Annotated in this window: 9 protein-coding genes, 3 tRNA genes and 1 riboswitch; of the genes, 1 reads left to right on the top strand and 11 read right to left on the bottom strand. The window is 59.6% G+C overall.

Annotated elements, in window-relative coordinates:
- Positions 1–431 precede the first annotated feature (431 nt).
- From mgtE to ltaE, 8 genes are all read right to left on the bottom strand, one after another.
- Positions 432–1,874, bottom strand: coding sequence for a magnesium transporter (gene mgtE, locus KW841_RS29180; RefSeq protein ID WP_007971042.1), 1,443 nt, complete (start codon positions 1,872–1,874; stop codon positions 432–434).
- A gap of 464 nt (positions 1,875–2,338) precedes the next feature.
- Positions 2,339–2,415: transfer RNA gene (locus KW841_RS29175), tRNA-Arg, on the bottom strand.
- 72 nt (positions 2,416–2,487) lie between these two features.
- Positions 2,488–2,564: transfer RNA gene (locus KW841_RS29170), tRNA-Arg, on the bottom strand.
- 107 nt (positions 2,565–2,671) lie between these two features.
- Positions 2,672–2,762, bottom strand: a tRNA-Ser gene (locus tag KW841_RS29165).
- A gap of 62 nt (positions 2,763–2,824) precedes the next feature.
- Positions 2,825–3,013, bottom strand: coding sequence for a carbon storage regulator CsrA (gene csrA / locus KW841_RS29160; RefSeq protein WP_002554426.1), 189 nt, complete (start codon positions 3,011–3,013; stop codon positions 2,825–2,827).
- 188 nt (positions 3,014–3,201) lie between these two features.
- Positions 3,202–4,443 carry an aspartate kinase gene (locus KW841_RS29155; protein ID WP_007971040.1) on the bottom strand — a complete coding sequence of 414 codons (1,242 nt, stop codon included), beginning with the start codon at positions 4,441–4,443 and terminating at the stop codon, positions 3,202–3,204.
- A gap of 91 nt (positions 4,444–4,534) precedes the next feature.
- Positions 4,535–7,156: an alanine--tRNA ligase gene (gene alaS / locus KW841_RS29150; protein WP_095963655.1), complete on the bottom strand. Its 2,622-nt coding sequence runs from the start codon at positions 7,154–7,156 to the stop codon at positions 4,535–4,537.
- A gap of 146 nt (positions 7,157–7,302) precedes the next feature.
- Complete coding sequence (gene ltaE / locus KW841_RS29145; RefSeq protein ID WP_218480720.1) at positions 7,303–8,307, bottom strand: low-specificity L-threonine aldolase; 1,005 nt, start codon at positions 8,305–8,307, stop codon at positions 7,303–7,305.
- Positions 8,308–8,503: 196 nt separating this feature from the next.
- Positions 8,504–8,674: riboswitch (FMN riboswitch) on the top strand.
- A 103-nt stretch (positions 8,675–8,777) separates the two neighbouring features.
- On the opposite strand from ltaE, the gene KW841_RS29140 reads away from it, so the two are divergent.
- On the top strand, positions 8,778–9,287 hold the full coding sequence (locus KW841_RS29140) for a 6,7-dimethyl-8-ribityllumazine synthase (RefSeq protein ID WP_218480719.1): 510 nt from the start codon (positions 8,778–8,780) through the stop codon (positions 9,285–9,287).
- Between the two features lie 128 nt (positions 9,288–9,415).
- Here KW841_RS29140 and astE read toward each other — a convergent pair whose 3' ends face one another.
- The 3 genes from astE to astB form a co-directional block, all read right to left on the bottom strand.
- Positions 9,416–10,426 (bottom strand): succinylglutamate desuccinylase, encoded by a 1,011-nt coding sequence (gene astE, locus KW841_RS29135; RefSeq protein WP_218480718.1) that lies wholly within the window; start codon positions 10,424–10,426, stop codon positions 9,416–9,418.
- Positions 10,427–10,438: 12 nt separating this feature from the next.
- A complete protein-coding gene (locus tag KW841_RS29130; protein ID WP_103397753.1) occupies positions 10,439–10,726 on the bottom strand; it encodes a topoisomerase II in 288 nt (95 codons plus the stop codon).
- Positions 10,727–10,787: 61 nt separating this feature from the next.
- Positions 10,788–12,134 carry an N-succinylarginine dihydrolase gene (gene astB, locus KW841_RS29125; RefSeq protein ID WP_007971027.1) on the bottom strand — a complete coding sequence of 449 codons (1,347 nt, stop codon included), beginning with the start codon at positions 12,132–12,134 and terminating at the stop codon, positions 10,788–10,790.
- Positions 12,135–12,277 lie beyond the last annotated feature (143 nt).

The raw sequence follows: 12,277 nt of genomic DNA, 5'->3' as shown, positions 1-12,277 counted from the left end.
TCCTACAGTTTCAGTGTGGGCACGGCCCCTTGTGGGAGCTGGCTTGCCAGCGATGGTCGTTAACGATAACGCGGGCAAACTGGATAAACGCAGCGTACTTGAGTCCATCGCCAGCAGGCTGATTCCTACAGTTTCAGTGTGGGCACGGCCCCTTGTGGGAGCTGGCTTGCCAGCGATGGTCGTTAACGATAACGCGGGCAAACTGGATAAACGCAGCGTACTTGAGTCCATCGCCAGCAGGCTGATTCCTACAGTTTCAGTGTGGGCACGGCCCCTTGTGGGAGCTGGCTTGCCAGCGATGGTCGTTAACGATAACGCGGGCAAACTGGATAAACGCAGCGTACTGGAGTCCATCGCCAGCAGGCTGATTCCTACAGTTTCACCCGGGCACAAAAAACCCGCCAGAAGGCGGGTTTTCAGTGAACAGGACATCAGAGCAGGAAAATTGTCGCCAGCCCGAGGAAGATGAAAAAGCCTCCGCTGTCGGTCATGGCCGTAATCATCACGCTGGCACCCATCGCCGGATCGCGGCCCATCTTCGCCAGGGTCATCGGAATCAAGACCCCCATCAATGCCGCCAGCAACAGGTTGAGCGTCATCGCGGCGGTCATCACCACGCCGAGCGACCAGCTGCCATACAGCAGATAGGCGACCACGCCGATCACCCCGCCCCATATCACGCCGTTGATCAAGGCTACCGCCAATTCCTTGCGCATCAGGCGCGAGGTATTGCCGGTGCTCACCTGGTCCAGCGCCATGGCCCGAACAATCATGGTGATGGTCTGGTTGCCCGAGTTACCACCGATCCCCGCCACGATCGGCATCAACGCCGCCAGCGCCACGAGCTTCTCGATCGAACCCTCGAACAAGCCGATGACCCGGGAAGCCACGAACGCGGTAATCAGGTTGATCGCCAGCCAGGCCCAGCGGTTGCGCAGGGATTTCCAGACCGACGCAAAAATGTCTTCTTCTTCTCGCAGACCCGCCATGTTGAGAACTTCGCTTTCGCTCTCTTCACGGATCAGGTCGACCATTTCATCGATGGTCAGACGGCCGATCAGCTTGCCGTTCTTGTCGACCACGGGCGCAGAGATCAAGTCGTAACGCTCGAACGCCTGGGCGGCATCGTAGGCGTCTTCGTCCGGGTGGAAACTCACCGGATCGCTGGCCATCACCTCGGAAACCTGTTTGTCCGGATCGTTGACCAGCAATCGTTTGATCGGCAACACGCCCTTGAGGACGCCGTCGTAATCGACCACGAACAGCTTGTCGGTGTGGCCCGGCAGCTCTTTCAGACGACGCAGATAACGCAGGACCACTTCAAGGCTGACATCCTCGCGGATGGTCACCATCTCGAAGTCCATCAACGCACCGACCTGCTCCTCATCGTAGGACAGTGCCGAACGCACACGTTCACGTTGTTGCTGGTCGAGGGTCTCCATGAGCTCATGGACGACGTCTCGCGGCAGCTCGGAGGCCAGGTCAGCGAGTTCGTCGGCATCCATGTCCTTGGCGGCTGCCAGGAGCTCGTGATCATCCATGTCGGCGATCAGCGATTCACGAACCGAATCGGATACTTCAAGCAGGATGTCGCCGTCGCGATCGGCCTTGACCAATTGCCAGAGCGTCAGACGATCGTCCAGCGGCAAGGCTTCAAGGATGTAGGCGACGTCGGCGGAGTGCAGGTCATCGAGCTTGCGTTGCAACTCGACGAGGTTCTGCCGGTGGACCAGGTTCTCGACCCGGTCATGATGCGGGCCTTCCTGGCGGTGAGTCAGGTCTTCTACCACTCGCTGGCGCTGCAGCAACTCAACCACCTGAGCCAGGCGATCCTGCAAGCTTTCCTGCGTTTTCTTTACTTCAACTTCGGACATAGGCGAACTCCACTCCCAGCAGCGGGGCACGCCGGAAGGATCAATCAGTCAATTCATGATTGGTAAAACGGGGTACTGAGTAACTACTGGGTAAGTCCATGGAGGTATTCCACAAGCCCCGGCGGGGCTGACGGGCGCAATGATACACCGCCTGACGGTTTTAAACGTTAAAAAATCTTGGCTGAAACAAGCGCTTGCACAACAAACCTGAGCATTGCCCTGACCAGTGAAAGTGCGACGACGTATTCTGAAAAGAAAACACACGCCCCTTCGAAAATTGTAGCCGCCAGCCTTGAAAAGGAATGCCACGCAGGACGCCCGGGAGCACACAGAGGCGATCTTCAACCAGCAGGAGCCAGCAAGACGCCAGGCACGCGTGGCATTCGACGGGAAGGGATGCAAGAAGGGAAAAGCCAAATCCCGGACGGCAAAAAGCCCGCAATAAATGCGGGCTTTCTGTTGTATGGTGCACTCGACAGGATTCGAACCTGTGACCGCTCGGTTCGTAGCCGAGTACTCTATCCAGCTGAGCTACGAGTGCAATTTGTGTTTTTAGACCAGATCACAACTGGTTGAAGCCAAGTCACTCACATTACTGCAGATGACTCTTAAATGGTGCACTCGACAGGATTCGAACCTGTGACCGCTCGGTTCGTAGCCGAGTACTCTATCCAGCTGAGCTACGAGTGCATTTGTTGCCGCGCATTATAGGCCGTCTAATCTCTATGTCAAACACTTTTTCTAGTAATTTCAACAACTTACCGAAAAAGCCAGATTACAACGTACTAAGCAAATAATGGCGGAGAACGGGGGATTCGAACCCCCGACACCCTTTTGAGGTGTACTCCCTTAGCAGGGGAGCGCCTTCGGCCACTCGGCCAGCTCTCCGCAACACGGGGCGTATATTAACCAGCTTCTTCCCCGTTTGCAAACATAAAAAACGATAAAAATTAATGGCTTGGTTCTTCGTCCTTCTCTTTCTTGATACGCAGGTAAATTTCTTCGCGGTGAACAGCTACCTCTTTGGGGGCATTAACACCGATGCGCACTTGATTTCCTTTGACGCCGAGTACGGTCACGGTGATTTCGCCATCACCGATAATCAGGCTTTCTGCACACCGACGAGTCAGAATCAGCATACCTTTCTCCTCACGCATTTCATTTCAGGGACAACAGTCTGCAAAAAAAAGGCACTCGACCCACAACCGGAGCGGTCGCAGCCCTACATGCCTGAGTATTGACTAGCGCGAGCAAAAGAACAGGCTCGGGGGTCACGCCATTCAAAAAAACAAAAGGCGCGGTCAGACCGCGCCTTCCGGCAAACGCATCACTCGCCCTGGCGGGCCGGTGCGTCCAGTTCGAAAGCCGTGTGCAGAGCGCGCACAGCCAGTTCCAGGTACTTCTCTTCGATCACTACGGAGACTTTGATTTCCGAGGTCGAGATCATCTGGATGTTGATGCTTTCCTTGGCCAGGGATTCGAACATGCGGCTGGCCACGCCTGCGTGAGAGCGCATGCCGACGCCGACGATCGAGACCTTGGCGATCTTGGTGTCGCCCACGACTTCACGGGCACCCAGTTCGCCAGCGGTTTTTTCCAGCACGGCTTGCGCCGCCTGGTAGTCGTTACGGTGCACGGTGAAGGTGAAGTCGGTGGTGTTATCGTGCGCGACGTTCTGCACGATCATGTCGACTTCGATGTTCGCGGCACTGATCGGGCCGAGAATCTTGAAGGCAACACCCGGGATGTCTGGCACGCCACGGATGGTCAGCTTGGCTTCATCGCGGTTGAAAGCGATACCGGAAATGATCGGCTGTTCCATGGTTTCCTCTTCATCAATAGTAATGAGGGTACCCGGACCCTCCTTGAAGCTGTGCAGTACGCGCAGCGGAACGTTGTACTTGCCGGCGAACTCGACCGCGCGGATCTGCAACACCTTGGAACCGAGGCTGGCCATTTCCAGCATCTCTTCGAAGGTGATCTTGTCCAGGCGCTGGGCCACGGACACCACACGCGGGTCGGTGGTGTAGACGCCGTCGACGTCGGTGTAGATCTGGCATTCGTCAGCCTTCAGGGCCGCCGCCAGCGCCACGCCGGTGGTGTCGGAACCGCCACGACCGAGGGTGGTGATGTTGCCGTGCTCGTCGACGCCCTGGAAACCGGCGACAACCACCACACGACCGGCCTTCAGGTCACCGCGAATCTTCTGGTCATCAATCTGCAAGATACGCGCTTTATTGTGCGCGCTATCCGTCAGAATCCGCACCTGGTTGCCGGTGTACGACACCGCCGGCACGCCGCGCTTGATCAGCGCCATGGCCAACAGGGCAATCGTCACCTGCTCACCGGTGGAGACGATCACGTCCAGCTCGCGCGGAACCGGTTGGCCGTCGCCACTGATTTGCTTGGCCAGATCGATCAGACGGTTGGTTTCGCCGCTCATTGCAGACAGCACAACCACCAGGTCATCGCCGGCATCGCGGAATTTCTTAACCTTGTCGGCGACCTGCTCGATTCTCTCGACAGTGCCGACCGAGGTGCCTCCAAATTTCTGTACGATCAAAGCCATTTCAAAGCCGCCTCTGCCCATGAAGGGCGCCCAAATAATCACTCAAACAGCGTTGCGGCCCGCCACTAGACTACGAGCCGCAAGCACTGCCTTATAGACCCTGCTCTACAAACGGAACGGTCAGCGCCAGTGCCGCATCCAGTGCGCCAGCGTCGGTACCGCCGCCTTGCGCCATGTCTGGACGACCACCGCCCTTCCCGCCCACTGCCGCAGCGGCTTGCTTCATCAAATCACCGGCTTTGAGTTGGCCAGTCAGGTCTTTGGTTACGCCTGCAACCAGAACGACCTTTTCCTCATGGACACTGCCGAGCAGGATCACTGCGCGGCCGAGTTTGTTTTTCAGTTGATCGACCAGCGCCAGCAGCGCCTTGCCATCCTGACCGTCCAGACGCACGGCCAGCACTTTCACACCCTTGACGTCCTGCGCCTGGGCCGACAGATCGTCGCCCGCGGCACTGGCAGCCTTGGCTTGCAACTGCTCGAGTTGCTTCTCCAGCAGACGGTTGCGCTCCAGCACAGCCGACAGCTTGTCGATCAGGTTGTCGCGGCTGCCCTTGACCAGGCTCGCCGCTTCCTTGAGTTGTTCTTCCGCCGCGTTCAAGTAAGCCAGTGCCGCAGCACCGGTGACGGCTTCAATACGACGCACACCCGATGCCACACCGCCTTCGCTGATGATTTTCAGCAGGCCGATGTCGCCGGTACGGTTGGCGTGGATACCGCCGCACAGTTCGACGGAGAAATCCCCCATGCTCAGTACGCGCACGCTATCGCCGTACTTCTCGCCGAACAGCGCCATGGCGCCTTTCTGCTTGGCGGTTTCGATATCGGTTTCTTCGGTTTCAACCTCGGAATTCTTGCGAATCTCGGCGTTGACGATTTCTTCCAGCGCTTTCAGTTGCTCAGGCTTGATCGCTTCAAAGTGGCTGAAGTCAAAGCGCAGGCGCTGACTGTCGACCAACGAACCTTTCTGCTGGACGTGGTCGCCCAGTACCTGGCGCAATGCGGCGTGCAGCAAGTGAGTCGCCGAGTGGTTCAGCGAAGTCGCGTGACGCACTTCGGCATCGACATGAGTCTCCACCGGAGTACCTACGATCAGGCTGCCCGAATCCAGCACGCCGTGGTGCAGGAACGCACCACCGGTCTTGGTGGTGTCGCGCACGTCGAAACGCGCAGCACCCGCCTGCAGGAAGCCGCAATCACCGATCTGGCCACCGGACTCCGCATAGAACGGCGTCTGATCGAGGACGATCACGCCCTCTTCGCCTTCGCTCAGTACGTCAACCGATTGCCCGTCCTTATAGAGAGCAACGATTTTGGCAGAACCGCTGTGAGCGGTGTAACCGGTGAACTCGGTGTCCACATCGACCTTGACCAGGCTGTTGTAGTCCATGCCGAAGGAACTGGCGGAACGGGCACGGACGCGCTGGGCCTCCATCTCACGCTCGAAACCTTCTTCGTCGATGGTCAGGCTGCGCTCGCGAGCGATGTCACCGGTCAGGTCCATCGGGAAACCGTAGGTGTCGTAGAGTTTGAACACCACGTCGCCCGGCACCACGTCGCCTTTGAGTTCAGCCAGATCCTGCTCGAGGATCTTCAGACCCTGCTCCAGGGTCTTGGCGAATTGCTCTTCTTCGGCCTTCAGCACGCGCTCGATGTGTGCCTGCTGGGATTTCAGCTCAGGGAAGGCCTCGCCCATCTCGGCGACCAGGGCCGCGACGATCTGGTAGAAGAAGCTGCCCTTGGCGCCCAGCTTGTTACCGTGACGGCAGGCGCGACGGATGATCCGGCGCAGCACGTAGCCGCGGCCTTCGTTGGACGGCAGCACGCCGTCGGCGATCAGGAAACCGCAGGAACGGATGTGGTCAGCCACGACTTTCAGCGAAGCCTGGGCGTCGTTGGTGCAGCCGATGGCCTTGGCCGACGCGCTCAGCAGGCTCTGGAACAGGTCGATTTCATAGTTCGAGTGAACGTGCTGCAGCACGGCACTGATCCGCTCCAGACCCATGCCGGTGTCCACCGACGGCGCTGGCAGCGGGTGCAACACGCCATCGGCGGTGCGGTTGAACTGCATGAACACGTTGTTCCAGATCTCGATGTAACGGTCGCCGTCTTCTTCCGGCGAACCCGGTGGGCCGCCCCAGATGTCGGCGCCGTGATCGTAGAAAATCTCGGTGCAAGGACCGCACGGGCCGGTATCGCCCATGGTCCAGAAGTTGTCGGAAGCGTACGGCGCGCCCTTGTTGTCGCCGATGCGCACCATGCGCTCGGCCGGAACGCCGATTTCCTTGGTCCAGATGTCGTACGCCTCGTCATCGCTGGCGTAGACGGTGACCCAGAGCTTTTCCTTCGGCAGGTTCAGCCACTTGTCGGAAGTCAGGAAGTTCCAGGCGTAGCTGATGGCATCACGCTTGAAATAATCGCCAAAGCTGAAGTTACCCAGCATTTCGAAGAAGGTGTGGTGACGAGCGGTATAACCGACGTTTTCCAGGTCGTTGTGCTTGCCGCCGGCGCGCACGCATTTCTGGCTGCTGACCGCGCGGGTGTACGCGCGTTTTTCCTGGCCCAGGAAGCAGTCCTTGAACTGGTTCATCCCCGCGTTGGTGAACAGCAGGGTTGGGTCGTTGCCCGGAATCAAAGAGCTGGAGGCTACACGGGTGTGGCCTTGCTCTTCGAAGAAGCGAAGGAAGGCTTCACGGATTTCTGCGCTTTTCATTAGGTTCTTCCACGGAGGCTGCGGCCAAAGGCCTGTTCGAAACGTCAACAGACGAAGCGACGGCAAAGGGCCGCATTATATCGGCCCTGCGCGCGGGGTACAGCGTGTTTATACGATAGAAACGGTCAATTGGAGCGCTAACGCTATCACTTGCGCGAAAAGTCGACGAATGTCGCGACGACTTGCTCGATTTGCCCACGGTTGACGTCCATGTGCGTGACCATGCGCAGACGCGCGGCCGCACTGAGCTTGATCCCGCGCTCGGCGGCAAAGGCCTTGAGCGCTTCGGCCTGGTCGCCCATTTGCACATATACCATATTGGTCTGCACCGGCTCGACCTCGAAGCCCGCCGCACGCAGGCCTTCGGCCAGCAACTGCGCGTTGGCATGGTCATCGGCCAGGCGCTGAACGTTGTGATCCAGCGCATACAGGCCCGCCGCCGCCAGAATACCTGCCTGACGCATGCCACCGCCGACCATCTTGCGCAGGCGCCGCGCCTTGCCGATCAGCTCGACCGAGCCGCACAACACCGAACCGACCGGTGCGCCCAGGCCTTTGGACAGGCACACCGAGACCGAATCGAAATACCGGGTGATTTCTCGGGCATCCACACCCAGCTTCACTGCCGCGTTGTACAGGCGTGCGCCGTCCAGGTGCAGCTGCAAACCCTGCTCGCGGGTAAAACTGCGCGCCCGGGCCAGGTAGTCCAGCGGCAGAACCTTGCCCTGCATGGTGTTTTCCAGCGCCAGCAAGCGGGTGCGGGCGAAGTGGAAGTCGTCCGGTTTGATCGCCGCCGCGACCTGTGCCAGGTCCAGCGAGCCATCGGCCTGCACTTCCAGCGGCTGCGGCTGGATCGAGCCGAGCACCGCTGCGCCGCCACCTTCGTACTTATAGGTGTGGGCCTGCTGGCCGACGATGTATTCGTCACCGCGCTCGCAATGGGCCATCAACCCCAGCAGATTGCTCATGGTCCCGGTCGGCACGAACAGCGCCGCGGCAAACCCCAGGCGTTTGGCCAGTTCGGCCTCCAGCTGATTGACCGTCGGATCTTCGCCATACACGTCGTCGCCGGTGACGGCGTTGGCCATCGCGTCCAGCATGCCGGCGCAAGGTTGGGTGACGGTGTCGCTGCGAAGATCGATAACGCTCATGAATCTGGCCTCGGTAAGCAGGGGAAATCCCTTTCAGGAAAGAATTACTGCGGGCATGGCGACGATTAATCAACCCTTGCGTAGGAAAAGGCCGATTAAAACAACGGAAAAGTCGATGACAATCATCCAAAAGGGGTCATGCGCATATCAGAAATATGTGATAAAAACGCTGCGCCGCCAAACATTCCGGCGGCAAAAACGTTCTCAGGGCGGGGTGCAACTCCCCACCGGCGGTAATTGCGCGCAATGCGCATAGCCCGCGAGCGCTTGATGGCAGCACGGCTTCGGCGGTGACTGACAGCAAGGTCAGCAGACCCGGTGTGATCCCGGGGCCGACGGTCATAGTCCGGATGAAGAGAGAACGGGATTGACACCAGAGGGCCGACCGCCAGCATTCGTGCGAGCCTGCGTACCCTCAGATCCCCTTCGATTCATAACGCCCTGTTTTTCACACAAACAGGAGTCAGAACATGCAACCCACCGCAATTGACAGCAAAAGCAAACACCATCACGGCGAGCGCGTTGCGTTCATCCAGGCCTGCTGGCACAAGGAAATCGTCGATCAGAGCCGTAAAGGTTTCCTCGCCGAAATGATTGCCCAGGGTTATCAGGAATCCGACATCGACTTCTTCGAAGTCGGCGGTGCCTTCGAAATGCCCCTGCACGCCAAGTTGCTGGCCAAGACCGGTCGTTATGCCGGCATCGTCGCGGCCGCCCTGGTGGTGGACGGCGGGATCTACCGTCACGAGTTCGTCGCCCAGTCTGTGGTCAGCGGCCTGATGCAGGTTCAACTGGAAACCGAAGTGCCGGTGTTCTCGGTGTCCCTGACCCCGCACCACTTCCATGCCGGCGAAGAGCACCAGAAGTTCTTCTTCGAGCATTTCGTGCATAAAGGCCAGGAAGCGGCGAAGACCTGTGCGGATACGCTGATGAAAATCCGTGCGCTGCGCCGCAGTGAACCGCGTGCGGTAGCCGTCTAACACCGCAATCCCCTGTAGGAGCGAGCTTGCTCGCGATGGTCGTCAACGATAACGCGGGAAGCCTGGCACCCCGCGGCGTTTTCGGGTTCATCGCGAGCAAGCTCGCTCCTACAGGGATCCAGGTCGGGTCAGGCGAGGTTTTCGTCGGTCGTCGGCACCACCAGGATGCCGGCACGCAAGCCATTCTTCACCCTGGGGTTCGGGAAGATGATCCGGGCGCCCTCCTCCTCGATGATCCAGCGGGTGTTGGCAATGTCTTCCGCCAGCAGGTAACCCACTTCCAGCTCCGAGAAGTTCTCGACGTCCGCCGGCAGGTTCAGGCGGAAACTGTCGCTGTGCTTGATGATTTCCCGTGCCACGCTGTACAACTGCAAACCGTCCAGTGCCGCTTCAGTCAGTTCCGGCTCGGTGCCTTCGATGATCTGCTTGAGGCGCGCCTCCAGCAGCGAGACGTCGACCCCGGCGTTCTGCCCGAACGGCCGCGCCTTGCCCAACTCCAGGGTGAAGGCCTCGGCACCGAGCTTGTCGTAGGTGTAGGCGCTGAACACGATGGACGGTTTGTTCTGCAGCAACACCGCTTCCATGCCGGCGGCACGCAGGCGCGCCAGTTCCTGGCGGGAATGCTGGCGGTCTTCTTTCCACGGGTACAAGGCGAACTGCTCGATTTTCGAGCCACGAATCGCCGTGTGCAGGTCGTAGTGCAAGCGCTGACGGTCCGGCAGGCTGAAGAAGCTGGCCGCCAAACGCTCCAGCTCGCAGGCGCGCAGGGCTTCGGAGCCGCTGCTTTGTTCGTGACGGCCGTTGAACAGCCGATTGACGTCCTGCTCGACGAAACGCTCGCCTTTGCGAATCGCTTCGGGGTTGCCGAACAGGAACAGAATACGTGCGCGCGGCTTCAGATCGCCGCGGGCAATGTCGTGCAACAGGCGATCGAGCAACTCGATCGGCGCTGTTTCGTTGCCGTGGATCCCCGCCGACAGCAGCAGGTCCAGGCCATTGTCACGCGCTTCAGGTGGCCGGACTTCCAGCGCACCTTCGCTCAACCAGCGCATGCGCACGCCTTCGACAGTCAGTTGAGTCTTCTCCGCCGGTTCGCGGCCGGCGAGGGTCAGTTCAAGCAGTTTGCCGAGGGCGAGCATAGAGCGGTTTCCTTAGTGATCGTGGTTGCAGTCCGGGCCGTGAACGTGGTCCTCGTCGGTGAGGTCAGCCGGTTCCATCTCCAGTTGCAGACTTACCAGATTAGTCGCCAATGGGCGCAGCAGCAGGTTGGCGTATTCGGCATCGCCTTCTTCGACGTCCACGCCGATCAGCAACTGGCCACGGCCGTCCTGCTGGATCCACAGCTCTTTGCCTTGCCACAGGACCGCGACGCGGGTGCAGGAAGTCTCCAGTTGCGTGCCGTCGGTGTCTTCAAGGATCAGCTGCAGGGTATCGCTCATGTCTTTACGCTCTCGTTTGAGATGAAGCGACGCGCTGCCATCCGGGGCAGCGCGTCGTCGATCAATTGATCTGGAATGGATAAACCGCGCCCAGTTTAAGGATTTGCGTCAGTTCATCCAGTGCCGTCCGGCACTCAAGCAACAATTGCGGGTCCGCCAGATCGTTTTCGGTCATGCGGTCGCGGTAGTGCTTCTCGACCCATTCGGTCAGTGTGCCGTACAACGGTGCCGTCATGATAACCCCTGGGTTGACGGCCGCCAGTTCGGTTTCGTTGAGTGCGACGCGCAACCGCAGGCAAGCCGGGCCACCGCCGTTCTGCATGCTCTGCTTGAGATCGAAGACTTTCACTTCGCGGATCAGCCCGCCGGAGCTGGTCAAACCCTGCAAGTATTGCCAGACACGCTCGTTGCCACGGCATTCTTCCGGCACGATCAACAGCATGGAGCCGTCAGGACGCGACAGCAGTTGACTATTGAACAAGTAGGAACGAACCGCGTCTTCCACACTGACTGCGGAACGCGGTACGCAGACTGACTGAAATTTCCCACCGACCTTGGCGAGTTTGCTCTGCAGCTCGGCCAGCATCTTCTCGGTCTCGAGGAACGCGTCCTCGTGATAGAACAGCACCTCGCCATTACCCACGGCGATCACGTCGTTGTGGAACACGCCCTGATCGATCACCGACGGGTTCTGCTGGGCGTAGACCACGCCGTCATCGCTCAAGCCGTGCAGACGGGCAACAGCCTGGGACGCTTCGAGGGTCTGGCGCGCCGGGTACTTCTGCGGAGCCGGGTAGCGGGTGTCGAACGCGCTGCGGCCGAACACGAAGAACTCGACGCCGGCTTCGCCGTATTCACGGCAGAAACGCGTGTGGTTGGCCGCCCCTTCGTCACCGAACTGCGCCACGGCCGGCAAAGCGGCATGGTGGGCGAAGTGTTTCTGGTCAGCGAACATCGCACCCAGCACACGACTGGTGGTCGGGTGTTCGATGCTGCGGTGATATTTGCAGTTGAGGTTGGCAGCGGTGAAATGCACACGGCCGTCAGCGGTGTCGGCGCTCGGGCTGACGGTGGCGGCGTTGGCCACCCACATGCTCGAGGCCGAGCAACTGGCTACCAGCAGCGGCATCGCATCTTTGGCAGCGCGCTCGATCACTTGAGCGTCGGTGCCGCCAAAGCCCAGGCGACGCAGTGCGGCCACATCCGGGCGCTCTTGCGGTGCCAGCACGCCTTGCTGGAAACCCATTTCCATCAGCGCTTTCATCTTCGCCAGGCCCTGCAGCGCCGCTTCCTTGGGGTTGGAAGACTGCTGGCTGTTGCTCTGGGACGCGACGTTGCCGTAGGACAGGCCGCCGTAGTTATGGGTCGGCCCCACTAGACCGTCAAAATTGACTTCATAGGATTTCATCAGCGAGGCTCCACGAGAATCTGTTGTTATAGGCTTCAGTAACTATTCAGGGTGACCGCGGCGCGGCCTTCGCGGGCAAGCCCGCTCCCACAGGTTCGGTGGTGTTCACACATCTTGTGTTCCACTCAACCACTGTGGGAGCG

Source organism: Pseudomonas sp. PDM28 (assembly GCF_019219115.1).
Taxonomy (GTDB): Bacteria; Pseudomonadota; Gammaproteobacteria; order Pseudomonadales; family Pseudomonadaceae; genus Aquipseudomonas; species Aquipseudomonas laurylsulfatiphila.
The sequence above is the reverse complement of the archived record's forward strand: the minus strand, read 5'-3'. Positions and strand labels throughout refer to the sequence as shown.

What these genes read in the sequence shown, in the direction of transcription:
- mgtE (WP_007971042.1), bottom strand. Translation starts at nt 1,874, where the DNA reads ATGTCCGAAGTTGAAGTAAAGAAAACGCAGGAAAGCTTGCAGGATCGC.
- csrA (WP_002554426.1), bottom strand. Translation starts at nt 3,013, where the DNA reads ATGCTGATTCTGACTCGTCGGTGTGCAGAAAGCCTGATTATCGGTGAT.
- KW841_RS29155 (WP_007971040.1), bottom strand. Translation starts at nt 4,443, where the DNA reads ATGGCTTTGATCGTACAGAAATTTGGAGGCACCTCGGTCGGCACTGTC.
- alaS (WP_095963655.1), bottom strand. Translation starts at nt 7,156, where the DNA reads ATGAAAAGCGCAGAAATCCGTGAAGCCTTCCTTCGCTTCTTCGAAGAG.
- ltaE (WP_218480720.1), bottom strand. Translation starts at nt 8,307, where the DNA reads ATGAGCGTTATCGATCTTCGCAGCGACACCGTCACCCAACCTTGCGCC.
- KW841_RS29140 (WP_218480719.1), top strand. Translation starts at nt 8,778, where the DNA reads ATGCAACCCACCGCAATTGACAGCAAAAGCAAACACCATCACGGCGAG.
- astE (WP_218480718.1), bottom strand. Translation starts at nt 10,426, where the DNA reads ATGCTCGCCCTCGGCAAACTGCTTGAACTGACCCTCGCCGGCCGCGAA.
- KW841_RS29130 (WP_103397753.1), bottom strand. Translation starts at nt 10,726, where the DNA reads ATGAGCGATACCCTGCAGCTGATCCTTGAAGACACCGACGGCACGCAA.
- astB (WP_007971027.1), bottom strand. Translation starts at nt 12,134, where the DNA reads ATGAAATCCTATGAAGTCAATTTTGACGGTCTAGTGGGGCCGACCCAT.